The sequence below is a fragment of the Billgrantia sp. NRB1 genome, assembly GCF_056921725.1.
Window position 1 is genome coordinate 1,961,710 of sequence record NZ_CM167783.1, and the last position, 21,138, is coordinate 1,982,847.

Below are 21,138 nucleotides of genomic sequence, written 5' to 3' on the forward strand. Positions count from 1 at the left end.
AGTATTGTACTCGGACTTTTCGCGAGGTGCATGGAGCGCTTGGGCGACCCAGAGCGATGCTGTCGGGCCTGCCCCGGCCATGTTAATATCCGATCAAAATACTCAGGTATAACGACGACATGCCAAAGCTGAAAATCTTCGTTGGAACCATGTATGGCGGCGCCCTCGATGTCGCCGAGCAAGTCAGCCCGCTGTTCGAATCGGCCGGCTATGAGGTGGCGATCCTCGAGCAGCCTAACCTGGAGGAGCTGGTCGATCCCTTGCCGGATCTGGCGCTGTTCTGCGTCTCTACCACCGGCAGCGGTGACTTCCCGGGCAACTTCGTGCCCCTGGCCCGGGCCCTCGACGAGCAGAGCCCAGCGCTTTCCGGCCTGCGCTACGGTCTCATCGCCCTGGGCGACAGCTCCTACGGCGAGACCTTCTGCGGGGCCGGACGGCGGCTGGACGAGATGCTTCAAGGGCTGGGGGCCAGCCGTTTGGGCGAGCGGTTGGAGGTCGATGCGATGGAGACCTTCATGGCCGATGACGCGGCGCTGCCCTGGGTGGAAGCCTGGATCGATGCCCAGCAGCTGAAGGTAGCCTGATGAAGGTGCAGCCCACCGCTGAGCGGCTCAGTATCATGCTGGGGCTGGTGGTGCTGATGATGGCCACCGTGCCGCGCTATCTGGCCGGGGGGGATGACAACCGGCTCACCCTGATCCTGATGGCCGGGGCAGCGGTCGCCGCCGTCTCAGTGGCCCACTGGCGCATGCTGGAACCGTCGGAGCGGCGGCGCCTGCCGACGCTGCTTTGCCGCTTCGGTCTCTGCCTGGTGGCTGGGGCCATCCTGATGGGCGGATGGCATGCGCTGTTCACGGCCTGGATCAGCTGGCAGCTGCTGATCGCCCACGGCGCCACCCTGGGCCTGCTGCTGCACGTCCTGTGGCTCTGGTGGCGTCCGACCGCTGCCAGCTAACCGGGGCCGCCAGGGCGCCTGGCGGCGCCAGTCGCGACGGGGACCGGCGCTCCTACATACGATACATTCTAATGTAGCATCTTCAGATCGCGACAGGAGGCGCAGCCTCCCAGCGGTGTTGCGTACGGAGTCGATAGCCACCCAACACAGCCACCATTCGTAATGCCCCGCGCTACCCCAGCCGATAGCAGGGCTCGTACGCCTTGCCGGGCAGCTTCATCCGGCCCTGGGCGACGAAGGAGCCGAGCAGGTCGTCGAGCCGGGTCATCAGCTCGGGCTCGGCGTGCAGGGTAAAGGGGCCCTGGGCGGCGATGGCGCGAATCCCCTGCTCCTTGACGTTGCCCGCCACGATGCCCGAGAAGGCCCGCCGCAGGTTGGCGGCCAGCTCATGGATGGGCTGCTGGCGATGCAGGGCCAGGCCGGCCATGCTGTCGTGCGTCGGCTCGAAAGGCGCCTGGAAGTCCCGGGCGATGGTCAGGCGCCAGTTGAAGTGAAAGGCGTCCTGCTGATCGCGTCGGTAGACGGTGACCGCATCGATGCCCTTGCGCATGGTGCGTGCCACCTCGACCGGATCGTCGATGATGATCCGATACTTGGCGCGGGCCTTGTCGCCCAGGGTATAGGCCAGAAACTCGTCGATACGCCGGAAGTAGTTGGCGGCGTTGGCCGGCCCGGTGAAGATCACCGGCATCTCCATGTCGGCGTTGTCGGGGTGGAGCAGGATGCCCAGCAGGTAGAGAATCTCCTCGGCGGTCCCCACGCCGCCGGGAAAGACGATGATGCCGTGGCCGACGCGCACGAAGGCCTCCAGGCGCTTCTCGATGTCGGGCATCACCACCAGCTCGTTGACCAGCGGGTTGGGGGCCTCGGCGGCGATGATGCCGGGCTCGGAAACCCCCAGGTAGCGGCCCTCGCTGCGCCGCTGCTTGGCGTGGGCCACGTTGGCGCCCTTCATGGGCCCCTTCATGGCGCCGGGACCGCAGCCGGTGCAGATGTCGAGCTCGCGCAGCCCCAGGTGGTAGCCCACGTCCTTGGTGTATTCGTACTCCTCGCGAGTGATGGAGTGCCCGCCCCAGCACACCACCATGCTGGGATCGCGGCCGGGCTTGAGGGTGCCGGCCTTGCGCAGGATGTGAAAGACCGCGTTGGTGGTGCCTTCGCCGGTGGAGAGGTCGAAGCGCTTGTGGGTCTGAATCTCGTTGTAGACGTAGACGATATCGCGCAGCACCGAGGAGAGATGCTCGCGGATACCGCGAATCATCTTGCCGTCGACGAAGGCCTCGGCGGGCGCATTGCTGAGCTTGAGACGGATCCCGCGGTCCTGCTGCAGGACCTCGATATCGAAGTCCTTGTAGGCCTCCATCAGCTCGATGCTGTCGTCGGTCATGCTGCCGGTGCTCAGTACCGCCAGGGCGCAGCGGCGCAGGATGTCGTGCAGGCCGCTCTTGGAGGTGTCGCGCAGGCGATTCACCTCGTGCTGGGAGAGCACCTCGAGGCTGCGTAGCGGCGAGACGGTGCTGGAGACGGTCTGTGGCGACATGAGAACGGCGGTATCGGGCATTGAGGAAACGTCCGTGTCGGAGGCTAGCGGAGCAAAACGTGTGTCTTGCTGCGATGCTAACATGCCGGCGGTGAGGGCGCAGCGCTGCGTCGAGGGGGTGGGGCTGCTAGAATGGCGCCACCCGGTCCTGTCCGATCTCGCAAGCGATGCCCATGTTCAATGCCCTCTATTTTCGTACCTTCGTGACCCTCGTCGAGACCGGCAGCTTCACCCGCACTGCCCAGCGCCTGGAGATGACACAGCCCGGGGTCAGTCAGCACGTGCGCAAGCTGGAGCAGTACCTGGGCAAGTCGCTGCTGGATCGCCGCGGGCGACGCTTCTCCCTGACTGAGGCCGGTCGTCGCGCCTACGATTACGGGCTGCGGCTGTTCGCCGAGCACGAGCAGTTCCGCCACTCCCTGGATGACGAAGCCCTGGATTCCGGCGAGTGCCGAATTGCCTCGCCGGGCAGCGTGGGCCTGATGTTCTACCCCTATATCCTCGGCCAGCAGCAGATGTATCCCGGGCTCACGGTCAGCTACAGCTTCGCCTTCAGCCAGGAGATCGTTGCCGATGTGCTGGCCGGGCGCCACGATCTGGGCATCATCACCGAGCCGGTGCGCCATGCGGAACTGGATTGCACCCTGTGGCACCAGGAGCCGCTCTGTCTGGTGGTGCCGGCGGACTTTGCCGGTACCAGCCTGGCCGAACTGATGGGCATTGGCTTCATCAACTACTCCGATGGCGTCAACCACGCCGGGGCGCTGCTGCGCAGCAACTATCCTGGAGAGTTCCGCTCCATGAGCCAGTTCCGGCGGCAGGGTTTTACCAACGAGGTGGCCATGGTGCTGGACGCGGTTGCGCGGGGGCTGGGGTTCACCGTGGTGTCACGGCTGGTGCTGGAGACGTCGCCCTGGCAGCGTCAGGTCAAGGAGCTGGATCTGGCCGTCGTGGAACACGAGACCCTGCACCTGGTGACCCGCTCCGGGACCCGGGTGCCGCGCCGCTATGCGCGTTTGCTGGAGGGATTTCGCGATCAGCGCCTGCGTGAGCGTTTCGGTCACGCGGAGGGAGGCGCGCCGCTTTGATCGCCGCGGCGTTCCGCGATGCGCTGCGCCCCGCCGTCTGGCGGGGCGCAGTGCCTTCGGGGGGAATCAGTCGCGGTACTCGTCGATGCTCGGGCAGGAGCAGATGAGCTGCCGGTCCCCATGCACGTTGTCGACCCGATTCACCGCCGGCCAGACCTTGGCGGCCTTGACCGCCTCGGCGGGGAAGGCGCCAAGCTCGCGGTCATAGGGTCGCTCCCACTCGGGATCGATCAGGTCGGCCATGGTGTGGGGGGCGTGGACCAGCGGGTTGTCGTCCGCCGGCCACTCGCCGCGCTCTACCCGGGCGATCTCTTCGCGGATGCTGATCATGGCGTCGCAGAAGCGATCGATCTCGTAGCGTGACTCCGACTCGGTGGGTTCCACCATCAGCGTTCCCGGTACCGGGAAGGACATGGTGGGGGCATGGAAGCCGTAGTCCATCAAGCGCTTGGCGATATCCTCCTCGCTGATGCCGGAGGCGGCCTTGAGCGGGCGGATGTCGATGATGCACTCGTGGGCCACGGTGCCGTTGTCGCCCTTGTAGAGCACCGGGTAGTGGGCTTCGAGCCGGCGGGCGACGTAGTTAGCGTTGAGGATGGCAAGCTCCGTGGCCTCGCGCAGGCCACGCTCGCCCATCATCTTGATGTAGGCCCAGGAGATCGGCAGGATCGAGGCGGAGCCGAAAGCCGCCGCCGAGACCGCGCCGCAGTCGGCGTTGACGCCGGTGATAGGCGTCACCACATGGTTGGCGACGTAGGGCGCCAGATGGGCCTTGACGCCGATCGGTCCCATGCCCGGGCCGCCCCCGCCGTGGGGGATGCAGAAGGTCTTGTGCAGATTGAGATGGCTGACATCGCCGCCAAAATCGCCGGGGCGCGCCAGGCCCACCTGGGCATTCATGTTGGCCCCGTCGATATAGACCTGTCCCCCGTGGCGGTGGACGATCTCGCAGACCTCCCGCACATTGGTCTCGAAGACCCCGTGGGTGGAGGGGTAGGTGATCATGATCGCCGAGAGGCTGTCGCTGTGCCGTTCGGCCTTGGCGCGCAGATCGTCGATGTCGATGTTGCCGTCCTCGTCGCACTCCACCACGACTACCTTCATGTGGGCCATGGCCGCAGAGGCGGGATTGGTGCCATGGGCGGAGCTGGGGATCAGGCAGATGTCGCGGTGCCCCTGGCCCTGGGCGGCCTGATAGCGACGAATGGCCACCAGGCCGGCATATTCGCCCTGAGCCCCGGAGTTGGGCTGCATGGAGATATGCTCATAGCCCGTCACTTCGACCAGGAAGGCCGCCAGCTCGTCGATCATCTGCTTGTAACCCACCGCCTGCTCCCGGGGGGCGAAGGGGTGGATCTGGGCGAACTCCGGCCAGGTGATGGGGATCATCTCGCTGGTGGCGTTGAGCTTCATGGTGCAGGACCCCAGCGGGATCATCGCGTGAGTCAGCGAGAGATCTTTGTTCTCCAGGCGCTTGAGATAGCGCAGCATCTCGGTTTCGCTGCGGTAGCGCTGGAAGGTGGGGTGCTGAAGAAACGCGGAGCGGCGCCGGCAGGCAGCGGGGATGCCGCTCTTGCCTTCGGCGACGACCGCCTCGTCCAGGGCGGTCACCGACAGCCCGTGCTCCTCGCCCAGCAGCACGTCGAACAGGATGTCGAGATCGTGGGCGGTGGTGGTCTCGTCCAGGCTGATGCCGATGTCGCCGTTCTCGAAATAGCGCAGGTTGATCTCGTGGGTCATGGCACGACCGTGGATCTTGCCGGCGTCCACGCCGGTGAGTCGCAGGGTATCGAACCAGCTGTCATGCGCCAGCGACACGCCCTTGCGGCTAAGGCCCTCGGCGAGAAGGGTGGTCAGGCGATGGATGCGCGTGGCGATGGTCGTAAGCCCCTCGGCACCGTGGTAGACGGCGTAGAAGCCGGCGATATTGGCCAGCAGGGCCTGGGCGGTGCAGATATTGGAGGTGGCCTTCTCGCGACGGATGTGCTGCTCGCGGGTCTGCATGGCCATGCGCAGGGCGGTGTTGCCGCGACTGTCCTTGGAGACGCCGATGATGCGTCCCGGGATCGAGCGCTTGAGCTTGTCGGTGGTGGCGAAATAGGCGGCATGGGGGCCGCCGTAGCCCATGGGCACGCCGAAGCGCTGGGTGTTGCCCACCACGATGTCCGCCCCCAGGGCGCCGGGCTCGGCGAGTAGCACCAGGCTCATAATGTCGGCGGCCACGCAGGTCATGATGCCCTTCTCCCGGGCGGCGTCGAGGAGCGGGGCCAGGTCGCGGACCTCGCCGCTCTGGCCGGGGTACTGGAGCAGGGCGCCGAAGACATCGTGGGCGGCGAGATCGCAGGCGGGGCCGACGACCAGCTCGAAGCCGAAGTAGTGGGCGCGGGTGCGCACCACGTCCAGAGTCTGGGGCAGGACGTCGTCGGCGACGAAGAAGGCGCGGCTCTTGGTCTTCTTGTTGGCGCGCTGACACAGCGCCATGGCCTCGGCGGCGGCGGTGGCTTCATCCAGCAGCGAGGCGTTGGCCAGCGTCATGCCGGTGAGGTCCATGACCATCTGCTGGAAGTTGAGCAGACCCTCCAGGCGACCCTGGGCGATCTCCGGCTGGTAGGGGGTATAGGCGGTGTACCAGCCGGGATTCTCCAGGACGTTGCGCTGGATGACGGCCGGCACATGGGTGTTGTGGTAGCCCTGTCCGATGTAGGTCTTGAAGACCTTGTTCTGCTTGGCCAGACGCTTCAGGTAGTCGAGGGCCTCCGCCTCACTCTTCGGCGGGTCCAGGTCGAGCTCGCGGTCGAGGCGGATGTCCGCCGGCACGGTGCGCTCGATCAGAGTGGCGAGGCTGTCCAGCTCCAGCGTCGCCAGCATGGCGGCAACATCATCGGCTCCGGGGCCGTTGTGGCGTCGGATGAAGGCGTCGTGATCGGCCAGTTCGGCCAGGCGGCGATTGTCGAGAACCATGAGGCACCCTGTGCAGTGGCGGATGGAGTCGAGAGGTAGGGTGTAGGCCCCGGCCCAGCAGCCGGGGCGGAACATCAGTCGTCGGCGTCGGCCACGGCCCGGTAGCCGTCCGCGTCGAGCAGTTCGTCGAGCTGCGCGGCGTCGTCGAGGCGCAGCTTCATGATCCAGCCCCCCTCGTAGGGCGCTTCATTGACGGTTTCCGGGGCGTCTTCCAGCGCCTCGTTGACCTCGATGATCTCGCCGGCCAGGGGGGCGTAAAGATCCGAAGCGGCCTTGACGGACTCGATCACGCCGAATTCATCGCCCTTTTCCAGGCTGCGACCCACTTCCGGCAGTTCGACGAAGACCACGTCGCCCAGGGCCTGCTGGGCGTGATCGCTGATGCCGATGGTGACGGTGCCGTCGCCGTTGTCCAGCACCCATTCGTGGCTGTCGTTGTAGCGCAGGTTGGCAGGAATCGTGCTCATAGTGATTTCCTATACGAAAAAGGTTTTCTGACCGGGGAGATGCTAACGCCATTGGCGGCATTTGGCGAGCCTGGGTATGTCATCCAGGGGCAGATGCCGCTGCCTGGCGCCTTCAGGGTGGCCTGCTTGCTCGCTGTCGTCCAGTCGGTCTTCCGCCACCCGCTCGCCGGACAGGCGATATTCGACAGCTTGGCCGGCCCTCACTAGGCTAAAGGCGTGCTGCAGCGCCCGGACTCTCTCGCGCTCCGTCGGGGACGAGCCGCCCGGTACTCTTGGTGCCTGCGTGTTTCCGATAAGAAACCCTGGGCTCGCCGAGGCGGCCGGCTAGGCGGGCGTAGCGGGGCAGGTCGCCTTTTGCCGGGCTGGCGTATGAATGGTGGTTTCCGCTATGGTACGCCGGTTCGCCATGGCGATCATGTGCTAATGCCGCGTCACAGCATGACAAAGTCCCGAGCCAGGGGTGTCTGCCGTTGATCTGTGGCACCGGCGGGCATAACAAAAAGTGCAAGACAACCTGAGGGAGACGTTCGTGGAAACCTTGACATCGATCTTTACCGCCATCAACAGCGTGGTCTGGGGCCCGTTGATGCTGATCCTGCTGCTTGGGGTGGGGCTTTATCTCCAGCTGGGTCTGAAGCTGATGCCGATCCGCAAGCTGGGGACCGGCTTCAAGCTGATGTGGCAGGGACGTGACGCCAAACCGGCCCCGGGCGTCAAGAAGACCAAGGAAGAGGAAGGGGAGATCTCCCCCTTCAACGCCCTGATGACGGCGCTTTCCGCCACCATCGGGACGGGCAACATCGCCGGTGTGGCCACGGCCATCGCCCTGGGGGGGCCCGGCGCGGTGTTCTGGATGTGGATCACGGCGCTGGTAGGCATGGCCACCAAGTTCGCCGAGGCGGTGCTGGCCGTGCGCTACCGGGAAACCGACAGCACCGGCTACCATATCGGCGGGCCGATGTTCTATATCAAGAACGGCCTGGGCAAGAAGTGGCTGTGGCTGGGGGGCGCCTTCGCCTTCTTCGGCGCGGTGGCCGCCTTCGGTATCGGCAACACCGTGCAGTCCAACTCGGTGGCCGATGCCCTGGATTCCACCTTCAACATTCCCCACTGGCTCACCGGGGTGGTGATCATGGTGCTCGCCGGTGCGGTGATCCTGGGCGGGATCAAGCGTATCGCCAAGGTGGCCGGCAAGCTGGTGCCGGTCATGGGGATCGCCTACATCGTCGCCGGGCTGCTGGTGCTGGTCGTCAACGCCGGTCAGATCGGTGAGGCGTTCGGCATGATCTTCTACTACGCCTTCAATCCCCATGCGGCGGTTGGCGGTTTCGCCGGGGCGGCGGTGATGGCGGCGATTCGCTTCGGTGTCGCGCGCGGCATCTTCTCCAACGAGGCGGGGCTGGGCAGCGCCCCCATCGCCCACGCGGCGGCCAAGACCAAGAACCCGGTGCGCCAGGGCATGATCGCCATGCTCGGTACCTTCATCGATACCATCATCGTCTGCACCATCACCGCGCTGGTGATCCTGACCTCGACGGTGTGGATCGAAGGTGAAGCCGGTGCCTCGCTGACGGCGCTCTCCTTCGATGCGGCGCTGCCCGGCTTCGGTAACCAGATCGTCTCGGTGGCGCTGGCCATCTTCGCCTTTACCACCATTCTCGGCTGGTCCTTCTACGGCGAGAAGTGCTTCCAGTTCCTGTTCGGGACCCGCTCGATCATGCTCTACCGCGTGCTGTTCGTGGTCGCCATCCCGCTGGGTGCCATGGCCAACCTGGGCTTCATCTGGCTGATGGCAGATACCTTCAACGCGATGATGGCGATTCCCAACCTGATCGCCCTGGCCCTGCTGTCGCCGGTGGTGTTCAAGGTCACCAAGGACTACTTCGACGGCAAGGAGGTGCTGCCGGGCGAGGACCTCGACCACAGCAAGAGCTGATTGACGGCGACGTCTTCGGGGTGCCCTGTGGGGCACCCCGCTGCGTTGGGCCCCGTCGGTCTCAGCGCCCGTCGCGGCCGTGAACGCAACATCAGATGAGGAAACCCCTATGAGCGATCTCAAGCATACGCCGCTTAATGCCTTGCACCGGGAGCTCGGCGCCAAGATGGTGCCCTTCGCCGGCTATGACATGCCGGTTCAGTACCCGCTCGGGGTCAAGAAGGAGCATGAGCACACCCGGACCGCCTGCGGTCTCTTCGATGTCTCCCACATGGGACAGGTCCTCTTGCGGGGGCCGCGTCCCGCCCAGGCGCTGGAGACGCTGGTACCGGCCGATATCGTCGGCCTGCCTGCCGGTATGCAGCGCTATGCGCTGTTTACCGGGCAGGAGGGGGGAATCCTCGATGACCTCATGGTGGCCAATGTCGGCGACCATCTGCATCTGGTGGTCAATGCGGCCTGCAAGGATCAAGACGTAGCGCTGCTGGAGACCGGCCTGGATGTCGAGCACAGTATCGAGGTGCTCGACCGCGGCCTGCTGGCCCTGCAGGGCCCCCAGGCCGCAGCGGTCATGCAGCGGCTCTGCCCGGCGGCCTGCGAGATGGTCTTTATGCAGCACGGGCGCTTCGAGATTGACGATATTCCGGTGTGGGTGAGCCGCAGCGGCTATACTGGCGAGGATGGCTTCGAGATCTCGGTGCCGGCCGATCACGCCGAGACGCTGGCTCGCCGGCTGTTAGCGGAAGAGGAGGTCGAGGCGATTGGCCTGGGCGCCCGGGATTCGCTGCGACTGGAGGCGGGGCTCTGTCTCTACGGCCACGATATCGACACCGAGACCACGCCGGTCGAGGCCGGGTTGATCTGGGCCATCGGCAAGCCGCGCCGGCGCGGCGGCGAGCGGGCGGGCGGCTTCCCCGGGGCCGACGTGATCCTGCATCAGGTCGAGGTCAAGGATCACCGCCGCAAGCGCGTGGGCCTGCTCGGGGAGGGGCGGGCGCCGGTTCGCGAGGGCACGGCGCTGTTCGGTGCCGATGACCAGCGTATCGGCACCGTCACCTCCGGCGGTTTCGGCCCCAGCGTCGGCAGGCCGGTGGCCATGGGCTACGTGGACATCGAGCAGGCCGAGGTCGGGACCACGGTCTACGCCGAGGTCCGCGGCAAGCGGCTGCCGATGATCGTCAGCAAGATGCCCTTCGTGACGCCCGGCTACTATCGCGGCTAAACATATGGCTCTTCGCATTTTAGCGTGAACATGTTTGGCAAGCTTCAAGGTGGGAGGTGGAAGGTGGGAGGCCCGCTCTGCCGGCGGTTCGACGCTTCGACGAAGGCGCCGCAGGCGCTCCATGGGTAGCGCTGCGCGCTACTTCGCGAGCTGAAGTCGAGGCGTCGAACCGTCCCTCCCACAGATCCAGTTCACGTCAGTATGCGATGAACTTTATCCTTCCGACCCCCAGCGGGTAGCTCCTCCGGCGCCCCCGGCTCATCATGAGTCGGGGTGCCGTTGGTTCATGAGGGCCGGATAAGCCGAAAGGTCAGGCTGATGCGCAGCCCCTGGCAGCGCCGTGGCAGCAGGGCGTGCTGCAGTTGCTGCTGCACCCCAGGCCCCATCAGCAGCAGGCTGTCGTGGGGCAAGGGGATGTTGAACGCTTCCCGCGAGCGATCCTTCCAGCGGAAGCGCAGCGGACGCTCCGCCCCCAGGCTCACCGCCGCGATCAGCGGGTCGGGGCCTAGCTCCGGTTCGTCATCGCTGTGCCAGCCCATGCGCTGCTCTCCGTCAGCATAGCGGTTGAGCAGCACGCTGTTGAACTCGGCCGCCATGCCGCGGGCCGCCAGGCGGGCGATGACGGCGTCACGGATAGCGGCCACCGTGGGATGCCAGGGCTCGGGGCTGAACCCTTGGCCTGAGTAGCGATAGCGAGCGTCGCGATCGCCCATCCATACCTGGCGGCGCGGGATCGGATGCTCGCGTCCGAACAGCCGCAGCCGGGGCTGCTGCCACGCCAGCTCGGCATTCAGACGGGCCAGGGCCTCGCTGGCCCGCGGCCCGCCGAGCAGGTCATCGAAGCGGCGCAGTACGGGCGAAGCGTTGAGCAGGGTGTCCGGTGGGGGCATGGGTTAACGAAGCACGCGCTGCGGATCGATGGGCTTGCCGCCCTGGCGGATATCGAACAGGAGGTCGTGACGCTCGGTGGTGTTGCTCAAGCCCACCTCGCACAGCGGCGTGCCCTGGCTGACCCTGGTGCCGTCCTGCACCAGCAGCGCGTCGCACAGGGCATAGACGCTCTGCAGGTTGTCGCTGTGATGCACGATCACCACCCGTCCGAGCTGGCGCATGCTGCCGGCGAAGCGCACGTCGCCGTCGGCCACGGCCTTGGCCTTGGCGCCGTTGCCGGTGGCCAGCAGCATGGGCTGCAGGGTGCCGCGGCTGTCGGTGCCGAAGGAGCGCACCACCCGGTAGTCGTCCAGGGGCCAGGGCCAGTTGCCCGCCGAGGCGGGCAGGGCACCGTTGCTGCCAGAGGGCGATGATGCCGATGAAGTCGACGAGGCGCGCGACGACCCGCTGGCCGCGCTGCGGCGAGCCCCCCCGCTGCTCGAAGAGGGGCGGCTCGCCGTTGCCGATGCCGCGGCGCCACTGCCGCGCAGCGGCACCTGGATCACCTGCCCGACCCTGAGCTGGGTGGGCTGGGTGCCGGGGTTGGCGGACTGGATGCGCGATGCCGTGGTGTTGAAGCGCCGGGCGATGCCGGAGTAGGTGTCGCCGGGACGCACCTGGTAGCGATAGGGGCCGCCGGAAGGCGCACGCTCCTGGTGAGTCGGCACCAGCAGGCGTTGGCCCACCGCCAGGCGGCGGGCATCGACGCCGGGGTTGAAGCGCTCCAGGCGGGCCAGGGGTACGTCGGCTCTGGCAGCGATGGCGCCCAGCGTATCGCCGCGCTGCACGGTGATCCAGTGGCCGGCGATGCCGGGGTCGCCGCTGCGCTGCACCTCGCCGCCCGATGAGGCACAGGCGGCCAACGTCAGCAGCATCAGCAGCGTCAGCGTGAATCGAGGGCCGCGTCCTTTTCCTGCCACAGGGCGTTGAGCCATGAGTGGAAGCGCTCCTTGTAGTCCGGGTCGTCTTGATAGTCGCCTTCCAGCATCCACGCGGGGACCGGCAGGCGCCTCGCCTCGAGCCTGGCGGCGCCCTCGCGGCCGCACAGGAAGTCCCAGAAGCTGGGCGAGGGGTTCTGGTAGCTCAGGGTGACGTCGATGATGCCGCTCAGGCGGTCTCCCAGCAGGTTGACCACCTGGGCGATGCCGCCGGCCCGGGGTTGGAGCAGGTGGCGATAGGGAGAGCCCTGGGCGCGATGCTTGGCGGGGGTGAAGCGCGTTCCCTCGACGAAGTTGTAGATGGCGATGGGCCGCTCGCGGGCGTGCCGGCACATGCGCTCGGTGGCTTGCTGGTCGCGTCGCGCCAGATGCGGGTGACGCTCACGCTGCTCCCGGCTCATGCGGCGCAGCATGGGGAATTCCAGGGCCCAGAACGCCAGCCCGACGATCGGCACCCAGATCAGCTGGCGCTTGACGAAGAAGTGCGGCATGGGGATGCGCCGGTGAAGGGCCAGAAACAGCATGAAGATATCGGTCCAGCTGCGATGATTGGAGAGCACCAGCCACCACCGGTCGCGCGACAGTCCCTCCGGCAAGCGAACATCCAGCTGGGGATTGAGCCAGTGCCGCATCCACCACAGGTTGATGCCGATCCAGTTGAGCGCCACGGCGTTGAGGCCCCTGAGCACCAGCCGACGCAGCCGGCGTCCGGGGGTGATCAGCTTGACCAGGGTCAGGGCGATAAGGGGGATGCCCCAGCCCAGCGTGGTGATGATCATCAGCAGGATGCTGACGAGCCCCTTGAGGGTCGACATGCCGCTCTCCTTCAGCGGGTGATAACGGTAGGTGCCAGTGGATCATGCTAATGGATCGCGGCGGGGCTGCCCAGCGGTTGTGCATGCCCGTCCTCAGGGGGGAGCGGGCGCGACCGGTTCTGCGGCCAGGGTGCTCTGGAGCACCTCGTGCAGCGCCCGGGCGGCGACCGAGAGCTCCTGTCCGGCGCTGATGACCACGCCCACCGTGCGGCGGATCTGCGGGTCGCGCAGCGGCAGGCAGCGGGCCCCCAGCTCCTGCATTTGGGCATGGCACAGGGCCGGTACCGCACTGACGCCCAGCCCGCTGGCAACCATGTGACCGACGGTGGCCAGCTGATGACTCTCGAAGGCGACCGGCAGCTCGGAGTAGCGGCGACCCAGCGCCTGTTCGAGCAGGATGCGCACCATGGATGGGCGCTGCAGGGTGATGAAGTCGTAGCGCAGTAATGCCGGCCAATGCACCTCCTCGGCCCCGGCGAGGGGAGAATCGCGGGGCACCACGGCCACGAAGGTGTCCTCGAAGAGCGGCAGGAAATCGATGCCTTCGCGCGTTTCCGGCTCGAAGGCGATGCCGAGCTCGACCTGTTGGCGACGCACCATGTCGATGACCTGCTCGTTGATCACATCGTGCACCGTCACGTTGACGCGCGGGAAGCGCTCGCGAAAGACGCGCAGGGCCGGCGGCAGTCGGTTGCAGGCGAAGGAGGGCATGGCCGCCACGGCGACACGACCCAGCTGCAGGGTAAAGCGCTGACGCAGCAGCTCCTCGGCGTTGTCCCAGTCGGCCAGCAGCCGCTTGGCCAGCGGCAGCAGGGTCTCGCCTTCCGGGGTCAGGCGCACGCTGCGGGTGCTGCGGATCAGCAGCGGTCCGCCAAGACTCTCCTCCAGCCCCTTGATGGCCAGGCTTAGCGCCGGTTGCGACAGGTGCAGCCGTTCGCAGGCCTGAGTGAAGCTCAGCGTCTGGGAAACGGCGAGGAAGGCGCGCAGCTGCTTGGCGGTCATGCTCATGGACTATTTATTTGCCAATCCGATTAATTGATAAAAAAAACAAACTTAACAAATATATTGGCCGAGTCAACACTGAAAGCGTATCGTCATTCATCCATCCCACAACAAAACGAGGCTTTGCGATGGCCGGATTCGACAAGCGCGTCTACTCCTACGAAGAGGCAATGGCTGGCATCGAGAGCGGCATGACCGTGATTGCCGGGGGCTTCGGGCTGTGCGGTATTCCCGAGAACCTGATTGCCGAGATCAAGCGCCGCGGCGTCTCCGATCTGACCGTGATTTCCAACAACTGCGGCGTCGATGGGTTCGGCCTGGGGCTGCTGCTGGAAGATCGCCAGATCAGCAAGATCTATGCCTCCTACGTCGGCGAGAACGCCCTGTTCGAGCAGCAGATGCTCAACGACGAAATCGAGGTCGTGCTCACTCCCCAGGGCACCCTGGCCGAGAAGATGCGCGCCGGCGGCGCCGGTATTCCGGCCTTCTACACCGCCACCGGCTATGGCACGCCGATTGGCGAAGGCAAGGAGGTGCGCGAGTTCAACGGTCGCCACTATATTCTTGAAGAGGCCATGACCGGCGATTTCGCCATCGTCAAGGGCTGGAAAGCCGACCGCTACGGCAACGTGATGTATCGCCATACCGCGCAAAACTTCAACCCCATGGCAGCGACCGCCGGCAAGATCACCGTGGTCGAGGTCGAGGAGATTGTCGAGCCGGGGGAGCTGGAACCTAGCCAGATCCATACCCCGGGCATCTACGTGGACCGTATCATCCAGGGCTCCTTCGAGAAGCGCATCGAGAAGCGCACCGTGCGCGAGAGCTGAGCGTACGGCACGGCTTCCTGACGGCCGGCCTTCGATGCCGGCGCTTCTCAACCGAACACAAGAGGCAACAAGATGGCACTGACTCGCGAACAGATGGCACAGCGCGTGGCGCGTGAACTCCAGGACGGCTTCTACGTCAACCTGGGTATCGGCATCCCCACCCTGGTGGCCAACTACATTCCCGATGGCATGGATGTCATGCTCCAGTCCGAGAACGGCCTGCTGGGCATGGGACGCTTTCCCACCGAAGACGAAGTCGATCCGGACATGATCAACGCCGGCAAGCAGACCGTGACCGCGCGTCCCGGGGCGGCGATCTTCTCCTCGGCGGAATCCTTCGCCATGATCCGTGGCGGTCATGTCGACCTGACGGTGCTTGGCGCCTTCGAGATCGACCAGCACGGCAACATCGCCTCCTGGATGATTCCCGGCAAGCTGATCAAGGGCATGGGCGGTGCCATGGACCTGGTGGCCGGCGCCGAGAATATCATCTGCACCATGACCCACGCCTCCAAGCACGGTGAGTCCAAGCTGCTCGAGCAGTGCACGCTGCCGCTGACCGGTGCCGGCTGCATCAATCGGGTGCTCACCGATCTGGCCTATCTCGAGATCGAGAACGGCGCCTTCATCCTCAAGGAGCGGGCGCCGGGCGTATCTGTCGAAGAGATCGTCGAGAAGACCGCCGGCAAGCTGGTGGTCCCCGAGCATGTGCCGGAGATGACCTTCGATACTGTCTGATGGCGAGAGGTCAAGGCAGTCACGAGACCCGGGCGTCCAGCGCCCGGGTCTTCATGTTAACGTGATGAAAAATTGACCGGCCTGATCGCCATCCCGGCAGGCTCTCGTCAGAGGCGCGTTACCCCGGCGTCTTGCACAACGTTATCCACAGAATCTGTGGATAACCGCAGGAGGTGCTCAGCAAACATCCGTGAGATCCCTCGCCCCATCGACTCGGGCGGGGAGCCGTCACGCGATCTCGCAGCGCGTGTGGTGGGGCAGCAGCAGCTCGACCGCCCGCTCGTGGTCATGGCTCAGGCACTTCTGGACGAGCGCCAGGCCGCCCAGATCGATGCGGTGCTCGTCACCCTGGGCGAAGGCCAGGCGGCGTGAGCAGGTGGGGTAGAAGCTGTAGTCGAGCAGCGGCGAGATCGGAAAGATGCCGTGATGCCGGTCCGGGTTGCCCCGCAGCCCGGCCTGGGCGAGACCGGCATCGAGGGTCGCCAGGTCGCTGCCGAGGCGCTCACAGTCGAAGCCGGCATGGTGCATGCTGGGGCCCATGACCGCCAGCCAGCCGGCCAGGGGGTGGGCGTTGCATAGCGTCTGGTAGGTGGCCCAGTCGGGCATCGGCCAGGGGCGGCCGCGGCACAGAAGGTTCTGGCCGCGCCGGTCCTGAGGATGCGTCTGCGATACCAGCTGGGTCAGCTGGTCGCGCGGTTGACGCGAGAGGGTACCCAGCTGCAGTTCGGCCAGCACCAGCCAGGCACCGTCATCCGGCGGCATCAGAAGGGTGACCAGCAGGCCGCGGTCGGCCATGGCATAGTGATGCATGGGGCGATAGCCGATATGGCCCAGGGTCGGTACCAGCTCGGCGGCCGAGAAGGGGCTCTGATTCAGGGTCAGCAGCGCCAGGTACTCCGCCGGGGCATTCGTGGGCCACAGGCGCAGGGCGCCGACATCCGGATGCTGATGGATGTAGTCGAGCCATAGCTGCTGGACAAATTCTTCCCGTTGCATCGTCCCCGTCCCTCTGTCCTGATGCCCCCTGTCGTCACGACCTAAGTATAGGGCGTGGCGGCGAGAGGCTTTCAACGGGGGAACGACGCTTAGGGGGTTGGGGCCGCCCGACGGCGGCCCGGCACGGGGGCGTCAGTCGGTGGTGGCGGGGGCCAGCAGGGCCTGCTCGCGGACGTACTGATCGAATTCGGTAAAGCCGCCCACATGGGTCTGGTCGACGAAGATCTGCGGCACCGTCGTCACCGGCTTGCCGATGGTTTTCTCCATGTCGGCCTTGGTGATGCCCTCGGCATGGATGTCCACGTAGCGGTGGCCCTGAATGGCACCGGCGCCTTCCAGTCGTTCGGCCAGCGCCTGGGCACGGACGCAGAAGGGGCAGCCGGGACGGCCGAAGATCACGACGAACATGGCGGTTCTCCTTGCGAATTCATTCGCCGCATTGTGACCGATCGCGCCAGCCGCCGCCAATAGCGGCACGCTAGCGCGGCCATTGCGGTGGGCTATGCGGTGGGCCTCAGAGGTCGGCCAGCTCGTTGGCATCGGCAGCGCGCAGCAGCTCACCCAGCTCGGCATGAATTTCGGGTCCCCCGACCAGCAGGTTCTCCCCGTAGAGATCGTCGGGGATGCCCTTGGGGCAGGGGTAGAGATGGCCGGCGCGGGCCCCGGCTTCGCGGGCGATCAGCCAGCCGGCGGCGAAGTCCCATGGAGACACACTTTCATAGTAGGCATCGAGGCGTCCGCAGGCCACGTCGCACAGGTCCAAGGCGGCGGAGCCGTTGCGTCGTACATCCTGGCAGTGGGCGAGCACCGCCATCAGTCGGCGCATGAGCGGGGGGCGGCTGTCGCGGCGATAGGGGAAGCCGGTGCCGATGAGACAGCGCTGCAGATCGGTGGTGCGGCTGGCGTGGATCGGTTGATCGTTGCACCAGGCACCTTGCCCGAGCAGGGCGCTGAAGGTTTCGCCGAGGAAGGGGGCATGCACCACGCCCAGTCGCGTCTTGCCCTCGCTGAACCAGGCGATGGAGACCGCGACATGGTGCAGTCCATGAGCGAAGTTGACGGTGCCGTCGATCGGGTCGATCACCCAGAGATCGTCGCCCCGGCTCAGCACCTCGCGATCCGGCGCAAGCTCCTCGCTCAGTCGCGTCTCGCCGGGCAGGTGGGCGTCCAGCCGTTCACCGATCAGGGTGTCGACCTCCATGTCCACGTCGGTGACCAGCTCCTGGCCGTGCTTGTAGCGGTGGCCGAAGACCTGGCGGTGACGGGCGTCGATGATGCGCTCGCCGGCTTCCCTGGCAATCGTGACGGCAAGCTCGAGGCGCTGTTGCGGTGTCATGGGCATTCCTCGTCGCGGGGGGAACTGCCAGAATAGCAGTCGCGAGGCGGCCTTGCCGGAAGGGGCGCTCGACAATTGTCAGTCATCAGAGGAGGCGTCATGCAGGCCCCGAGCCCAGAGCAGTACGAACGGCTACGCGAACTCGCCGCGGCCTGGCAGCGCCAGCAGGGGCGCGACATGAAAGCGGCGCCGCACTATAACCCGAGGCTCAGCGTCGACGCGCTCTGCTTTCAGCGCTGGTCGTTCACGGACGTGGACGACTACCTGGTCGGCGCCCTGGTCGCACCGGTGTCGCTATCGCTGGTGCTGGTGCCGGTGGACCCGGGAAGCCCGGCGCCACTCAGCGATGAGCGCAGGCGCTTTGCACTGCCCTCGGGTCGTTACGAGTTCCTGGTGGAAAGACTCGAGTCGTCGCTGTGGCTGTGGCGCTGCGAGCTGTTGGACGACCTCTCCGATCTGGGCTCACGCCAGGAGGCGAGCCGACTGGCTCAGCGTCTGATGGACCGAGTGATGGCGCCAGCGCCCGCGCAATGAGGCTGGTGTCATCGCCGACCTGGGCTTATGCTGGCTCTGTTCTGCAGGGCTGGGAGCGGCCCTGACTCATCGGTGAGCACGAGGAGGTGTCAATGTCGAATGCAACGACCGCCGCGCCGCGAGTTGCCCTGGTAACCGGCACTGCCAGCGGCATCGGAGAAGCCGTGGTGGGCCATTTTCGCGAACTGGGGTATCAGGTGCTGGCGGTGGACTTCAATGAACAGGCCCGCGAGAAGGCGGACGCCGTTGGCGCGGCCTTCTTTCAAGCCGACCTGACCGACGGTGACGCCTGCAAGGCTGCGGTGGCGGAGGCAATCAAGCGCTTCGAGCGCGTGGATATCCTGGTCAACAACGCCGGCATCCAGCACGTGTCGCCCATCGAGGACTTCCCTGAGGCCAAGTGGCGCCAGATTCTCGACCTGATGCTCACTGCCCCCTTCCTGCTCAGCCAGGCCGCCTGGCCGTCGATGCGCGCCAACGGCTGGGGCCGCATCATTAATATCGCCTCGGTGCACGCCCAGGTGGCATCGCCCGGCAAATCGGCCTACATCAGCGCCAAGCACGGCATGATCGGGCTGACCAAGACGGCTGCTCTGGAGGGTGGGCCCCAGGGTATCACTGCCAATGCCGTCTGCCCGGCCTATGTGAAGACGCCTCTGGTCGACAACCAGATCGCCGATCAGGCGAAGCTCCACGGTATGGAGGAGCAGGCGGTGGTCGAGCAGATCATGCTGAAGAACGCCGCCGTCAAGCGGCTGATCCAGCCCCATGAGGTGGCCGAACTGGTGGCCTATCTCGCCTCTGACGCCGCCGGTGCAGTGACCGGCTCGAGCTTCAATATCGACCTTGGCTGGACGGCCCAATGACCCGGCTTCGCCGGGAGCTATAAGCTTTAAGCTGTAAGAAAAAACCGACGTCACTGGCCAGGCCGGTGGCAACTTCTCGGCTTACGGCTTACGGCTTACCGCCGCACCGGTCGCTTCTGCAGCTTGCGCTGCAGTGTGCGCCGGTGCATCCCCAGGGCGCGGGCCGTGGCGGAGATATTGCCGTCGTGCTCCTGCAGCACCTTCTGGATATGCTCCCAGGCGATGCGGTTGATCGAAGGCGGATTGTCGGCGACTTCGGCATCCGGGTCGCCTCCTTCGCGGCCCAGGGCGACCAGGATCTCCTCGGCGTCGGCCGGCTTGCACAGGTAGTTGACGGCGCCTAGCTTGATGGCCTCGACGGCGGTGGCGATGCTTGAGTAGCCGGTCAGCACCACCACGCGGCAGTTGGGGACCGCTTGCAGTAGCTCCGGCAGTAGTTTGAGCCCCGAGCTGTGCTCCAGCTTGAGATCCAGGGTCGCGAGCCCGGGGCGATGGCGGCGGGCCAGGGCCAGCGCCTGCTCGGCGTCGTGTGCCACCAGCACTTCGAACCCGCGTCTGGCCATGGCTCGCGACAGCACATGGCAGAACATCTCGTCGTCGTCGATGATCAGCAGGCGTGAATCGGCATCTTGCATGGCATCCTCGTCGGTTTGAGTGGCTCAGGCGGCACTGTGGGGGAGCGTCACTTCCGTCAGCGTACCCCCCTCAGGATGATTATACAGGCTCACGCCGCCGCCGAATCGGTTGATCGTGGCGTGGGTGAGAAACAGCCCGATGCCCAGCCCCTTGCTCTTGGTGGAGACGAAGGTCTCGCCTAGCTGGTCGGCAATGGCCATGGCGACGCCCGGCCCATGATCGCGGATATCGATGGTCACCTCGTCGGCGGTCCAGTCCAAACGAATGCTGATGTCGTCGGGATTGGCGTCAGCGGCGTTGTTGAGCAGATTGGTCATGGCCTGCTCCAGGGTGGTGTCCACCGTCAGCCAAGGGATGCCTCGCTGGCCGACGATCTCAAGACGGTGGCTGACGTCCGGGCGCAGTACCAGCCAGCGCTGTACCACGCTGGCCAGCCAGTCGCGGGCGTCACGCCGCTCTGGCTCGGCCATGCGGCGCCGATCGGCGTGCTCCACCAGATGGCGGAGTCGCGACTTGCAGACATCGACCTGCTGGCGCAGCAGGTCGATGTCCTTCTCGAGCGCCGGGTCGCCGCGGGCATCCTCGCGCATCTCGCTGAGCAGTACCGCCATGGTGGACAGCGGCGTGCCCAGCTCATGGGCGGTGCCGGCCGCCTGGGTGGCCACTGCGACCACCTGTTCGTTGCGCAGGGCCGCCTCCCGGGTGCGCGACAGCGCCTGGTCGCGGTTGCGCAGCGCATGGGCCATCTTGTAGATGAAGAAGGTCACCAGCCCGGCCGACAGGCCGAAGTTGATCCACATGCCGAGGATATGCAGGTCAAATGGCGAGTTGCCTTGATGGGTCAGCTGGGGGACCGGATGGTAGGTCACCATCAGCAGGGTGTAGGCGGCCATGGCGGTGGCGGCGATGACCCAGGCGTGTCGCCAGGGCAGGGTGGCGGCGGCGATGGTCACCGGCACCAGATAGTAGTTGATGAAGGGGTTGGTAGAGCCGCCGGTGAAATAGAACAGCAGCGTCAGGCCCAGCACGTCGGCAAGCAGGTGAAAGACGTATTCCGTGTCGGTCACGACCCATTGGCGACCGAGGCGCCACCAGGTGAAGAGATTGATCAGGCCCATGCCGACGATGACCGCGATCACCGCCGCCAGCTGTAGGGCGAAATCGAGCAGTTCCACCCCGACGATGGTGGCGATCAGAAAACCGGTCCAGGTGATGCCGCGTACCAGGGTCAGGCGGACCAGGTTGCGACTGGGTGTCGACAGCGGCAGGGGCGGGGCGGCGGGCATACTGGCGTCCTGGTTCCGAGTGGCGGGTTGGCGACATGATAACCCCAGGAGCCCCTCGGGCT

21 protein-coding genes are annotated in these 21,138 nt (G+C 66.0%); 9 read left to right on the forward strand and 12 right to left on the reverse strand.

All coding sequences use genetic code 11. The features are described 5' to 3' along the window. The first annotated feature begins 119 nt into the window (after positions 1-119). Both ACZIYR_RS08955 and ACZIYR_RS08960 read left to right on the forward strand, forming a co-directional pair. On the forward strand, positions 120-584 hold the full coding sequence (locus ACZIYR_RS08955; protein ID WP_473033418.1) for a flavodoxin domain-containing protein: 465 nt from the start codon (positions 120-122) through the stop codon (positions 582-584). Next, positions 584-955, forward strand: a complete 372-nt coding sequence (locus ACZIYR_RS08960) for a hypothetical protein (protein ID WP_483528946.1) — start codon at positions 584-586, stop codon at positions 953-955. The genes ACZIYR_RS08955 and ACZIYR_RS08960 overlap by 1 nt, the downstream gene beginning before the upstream one ends. Before the next feature lie 172 nt (positions 956-1,127). Here the strand turns inward: ACZIYR_RS08960 and ppnN are convergent, their stop codons facing one another. Further along, positions 1,128-2,495: a nucleotide 5'-monophosphate nucleosidase PpnN gene (gene ppnN / locus ACZIYR_RS08965; RefSeq protein WP_483528947.1), complete on the reverse strand. Its 1,368-nt coding sequence runs from the start codon at positions 2,493-2,495 to the stop codon at positions 1,128-1,130. Positions 2,496-2,668: 173 nt separating this feature from the next. Here ppnN and ACZIYR_RS08970 point away from each other — a divergent pair, with 173 nt between their 5' ends. Beyond that, a complete protein-coding gene (locus ACZIYR_RS08970) occupies positions 2,669-3,583 on the forward strand; it encodes a LysR family transcriptional regulator (protein WP_483528948.1) in 915 nt (304 codons plus the stop codon). A 66-nt stretch (positions 3,584-3,649) separates the two neighbouring features. Here the strand turns inward: ACZIYR_RS08970 and gcvP are convergent, their stop codons facing one another. Together gcvP and gcvH are read right to left on the reverse strand one after the other, a co-directional pair. Next, positions 3,650-6,544, reverse strand: coding sequence for an aminomethyl-transferring glycine dehydrogenase (gene gcvP, locus ACZIYR_RS08975; protein WP_483528949.1), 2,895 nt, complete (start codon positions 6,542-6,544; stop codon positions 3,650-3,652). Between the two features lie 74 nt (positions 6,545-6,618). Continuing rightward, positions 6,619-7,011 (reverse strand): glycine cleavage system protein GcvH, encoded by a 393-nt coding sequence (gene gcvH / locus ACZIYR_RS08980; protein ID WP_483528950.1) that lies wholly within the window; start codon positions 7,009-7,011, stop codon positions 6,619-6,621. 529 nt (positions 7,012-7,540) lie between these two features. Between gcvH and ACZIYR_RS08985 the strand changes: the two genes are divergently transcribed. Together ACZIYR_RS08985 and gcvT are read left to right on the forward strand one after the other, a co-directional pair. Then, a complete protein-coding gene (locus ACZIYR_RS08985; RefSeq protein ID WP_483528951.1) occupies positions 7,541-8,947 on the forward strand; it encodes an alanine/glycine:cation symporter family protein in 1,407 nt (468 codons plus the stop codon). Between the two features lie 109 nt (positions 8,948-9,056). After that, complete coding sequence (gene gcvT, locus ACZIYR_RS08990; RefSeq protein ID WP_483528952.1) at positions 9,057-10,169, forward strand: glycine cleavage system aminomethyltransferase GcvT; 1,113 nt, start codon at positions 9,057-9,059, stop codon at positions 10,167-10,169. A gap of 284 nt (positions 10,170-10,453) precedes the next feature. On the opposite strand, the gene ACZIYR_RS08995 is transcribed toward gcvT, so the two are convergent. The 4 genes from ACZIYR_RS08995 to ACZIYR_RS09010 form a co-directional block, all read right to left on the reverse strand. Further along, positions 10,454-11,059: an alpha-ketoglutarate-dependent dioxygenase AlkB family protein gene (locus ACZIYR_RS08995; protein ID WP_483528953.1), complete on the reverse strand. Its 606-nt coding sequence runs from the start codon at positions 11,057-11,059 to the stop codon at positions 10,454-10,456. Positions 11,060-11,062: 3 nt separating this feature from the next. Further along, positions 11,063-12,034, reverse strand: a complete 972-nt coding sequence (locus ACZIYR_RS09000; RefSeq protein ID WP_483528954.1) for a LysM peptidoglycan-binding domain-containing protein — start codon at positions 12,032-12,034, stop codon at positions 11,063-11,065. Beyond that, complete coding sequence (locus ACZIYR_RS09005) at positions 11,983-12,852, reverse strand: acyltransferase (RefSeq protein ID WP_483528955.1); 870 nt, start codon at positions 12,850-12,852, stop codon at positions 11,983-11,985. The genes ACZIYR_RS09000 and ACZIYR_RS09005 overlap by 52 nt, the downstream gene beginning before the upstream one ends. A gap of 93 nt (positions 12,853-12,945) precedes the next feature. Beyond that, positions 12,946-13,854 (reverse strand): LysR family transcriptional regulator, encoded by a 909-nt coding sequence (locus tag ACZIYR_RS09010; RefSeq protein ID WP_483529065.1) that lies wholly within the window; start codon positions 13,852-13,854, stop codon positions 12,946-12,948. A 128-nt stretch (positions 13,855-13,982) separates the two neighbouring features. Between ACZIYR_RS09010 and ACZIYR_RS09015 the strand changes: the two genes are divergently transcribed. Continuing rightward, positions 13,983-14,684 (forward strand): CoA transferase subunit A, encoded by a 702-nt coding sequence (locus ACZIYR_RS09015; protein ID WP_473033429.1) that lies wholly within the window; start codon positions 13,983-13,985, stop codon positions 14,682-14,684. 72 nt (positions 14,685-14,756) lie between these two features. Further along, complete coding sequence (locus ACZIYR_RS09020) at positions 14,757-15,422, forward strand: CoA transferase subunit B (protein WP_473033430.1); 666 nt, start codon at positions 14,757-14,759, stop codon at positions 15,420-15,422. A 228-nt stretch (positions 15,423-15,650) separates the two neighbouring features. Here ACZIYR_RS09020 and ACZIYR_RS09025 read toward each other — a convergent pair whose 3' ends face one another. From ACZIYR_RS09025 to ACZIYR_RS09035, 3 genes are all read right to left on the reverse strand, one after another. Continuing rightward, complete coding sequence (locus ACZIYR_RS09025; RefSeq protein ID WP_483528956.1) at positions 15,651-16,418, reverse strand: VOC family protein; 768 nt, start codon at positions 16,416-16,418, stop codon at positions 15,651-15,653. A 132-nt stretch (positions 16,419-16,550) separates the two neighbouring features. After that, positions 16,551-16,826 (reverse strand): GrxA family glutaredoxin, encoded by a 276-nt coding sequence (locus tag ACZIYR_RS09030; RefSeq protein ID WP_473033432.1) that lies wholly within the window; start codon positions 16,824-16,826, stop codon positions 16,551-16,553. Between the two features lie 106 nt (positions 16,827-16,932). After that, positions 16,933-17,754, reverse strand: coding sequence for an inositol monophosphatase family protein (locus ACZIYR_RS09035; protein ID WP_483528957.1), 822 nt, complete (start codon positions 17,752-17,754; stop codon positions 16,933-16,935). A 99-nt stretch (positions 17,755-17,853) separates the two neighbouring features. Here ACZIYR_RS09035 and hybE point away from each other — a divergent pair, with 99 nt between their 5' ends. Both hybE and ACZIYR_RS09045 read left to right on the forward strand, forming a co-directional pair. After that, complete coding sequence (hybE, locus tag ACZIYR_RS09040) at positions 17,854-18,288, forward strand: [NiFe]-hydrogenase assembly chaperone HybE (protein WP_473033433.1); 435 nt, start codon at positions 17,854-17,856, stop codon at positions 18,286-18,288. A gap of 92 nt (positions 18,289-18,380) precedes the next feature. Continuing rightward, complete coding sequence (locus tag ACZIYR_RS09045) at positions 18,381-19,154, forward strand: 3-hydroxybutyrate dehydrogenase (protein ID WP_473033434.1); 774 nt, start codon at positions 18,381-18,383, stop codon at positions 19,152-19,154. 95 nt (positions 19,155-19,249) lie between these two features. Here the strand turns inward: ACZIYR_RS09045 and ACZIYR_RS09050 are convergent, their stop codons facing one another. Then, positions 19,250-19,789 (reverse strand): response regulator transcription factor, encoded by a 540-nt coding sequence (locus ACZIYR_RS09050; protein WP_473033435.1) that lies wholly within the window; start codon positions 19,787-19,789, stop codon positions 19,250-19,252. A 24-nt stretch (positions 19,790-19,813) separates the two neighbouring features. Further along, positions 19,814-21,076, reverse strand: coding sequence for an ATP-binding protein (locus tag ACZIYR_RS09055; protein ID WP_483528958.1), 1,263 nt, complete (start codon positions 21,074-21,076; stop codon positions 19,814-19,816). Positions 21,077-21,138: the final 62 nt, after the last annotated feature.

Excerpts from the sequence above, each read along its gene's own strand:
- ACZIYR_RS09045 (WP_473033434.1), top strand. The coding sequence starts at position 18,381 with ATGTCGAATGCAACGACCGCCGCGCCGCGAGTTGCCCTGGTAACCGGC.
- ACZIYR_RS09025 (WP_483528956.1), bottom strand. The coding sequence starts at position 16,418 with ATGCAACGGGAAGAATTTGTCCAGCAGCTATGGCTCGACTACATCCAT.
- gcvH (WP_483528950.1), bottom strand. The coding sequence starts at position 7,011 with ATGAGCACGATTCCTGCCAACCTGCGCTACAACGACAGCCACGAATGG.
- ACZIYR_RS08970 (WP_483528948.1), top strand. The coding sequence starts at position 2,669 with ATGTTCAATGCCCTCTATTTTCGTACCTTCGTGACCCTCGTCGAGACC.
- ACZIYR_RS09005 (WP_483528955.1), bottom strand. The coding sequence starts at position 12,852 with ATGTCGACCCTCAAGGGGCTCGTCAGCATCCTGCTGATGATCATCACC.
- ACZIYR_RS09010 (WP_483529065.1), bottom strand. The coding sequence starts at position 13,854 with ATGACCGCCAAGCAGCTGCGCGCCTTCCTCGCCGTTTCCCAGACGCTG.
- ACZIYR_RS09020 (WP_473033430.1), top strand. The coding sequence starts at position 14,757 with ATGGCACTGACTCGCGAACAGATGGCACAGCGCGTGGCGCGTGAACTC.
- ACZIYR_RS09050 (WP_473033435.1), bottom strand. The coding sequence starts at position 19,789 with ATGCAAGATGCCGATTCACGCCTGCTGATCATCGACGACGACGAGATG.
- ppnN (WP_483528947.1), bottom strand. The coding sequence starts at position 2,495 with ATGTCGCCACAGACCGTCTCCAGCACCGTCTCGCCGCTACGCAGCCTC.
- gcvP (WP_483528949.1), bottom strand. The coding sequence starts at position 6,544 with ATGGTTCTCGACAATCGCCGCCTGGCCGAACTGGCCGATCACGACGCC.
- ACZIYR_RS09055 (WP_483528958.1), bottom strand. The coding sequence starts at position 21,076 with ATGCCCGCCGCCCCGCCCCTGCCGCTGTCGACACCCAGTCGCAACCTG.
- ACZIYR_RS08960 (WP_483528946.1), top strand. The coding sequence starts at position 584 with ATGAAGGTGCAGCCCACCGCTGAGCGGCTCAGTATCATGCTGGGGCTG.
- ACZIYR_RS09000 (WP_483528954.1), bottom strand. The coding sequence starts at position 12,034 with ATGGCTCAACGCCCTGTGGCAGGAAAAGGACGCGGCCCTCGATTCACG.
- ACZIYR_RS09015 (WP_473033429.1), top strand. The coding sequence starts at position 13,983 with ATGGCCGGATTCGACAAGCGCGTCTACTCCTACGAAGAGGCAATGGCT.
- hybE (WP_473033433.1), top strand. The coding sequence starts at position 17,854 with ATGCAGGCCCCGAGCCCAGAGCAGTACGAACGGCTACGCGAACTCGCC.
- ACZIYR_RS09030 (WP_473033432.1), bottom strand. The coding sequence starts at position 16,826 with ATGTTCGTCGTGATCTTCGGCCGTCCCGGCTGCCCCTTCTGCGTCCGT.
- ACZIYR_RS08995 (WP_483528953.1), bottom strand. The coding sequence starts at position 11,059 with ATGCCCCCACCGGACACCCTGCTCAACGCTTCGCCCGTACTGCGCCGC.
- ACZIYR_RS09035 (WP_483528957.1), bottom strand. The coding sequence starts at position 17,754 with ATGACACCGCAACAGCGCCTCGAGCTTGCCGTCACGATTGCCAGGGAA.
- ACZIYR_RS08955 (WP_473033418.1), top strand. The coding sequence starts at position 120 with ATGCCAAAGCTGAAAATCTTCGTTGGAACCATGTATGGCGGCGCCCTC.
- gcvT (WP_483528952.1), top strand. The coding sequence starts at position 9,057 with ATGAGCGATCTCAAGCATACGCCGCTTAATGCCTTGCACCGGGAGCTC.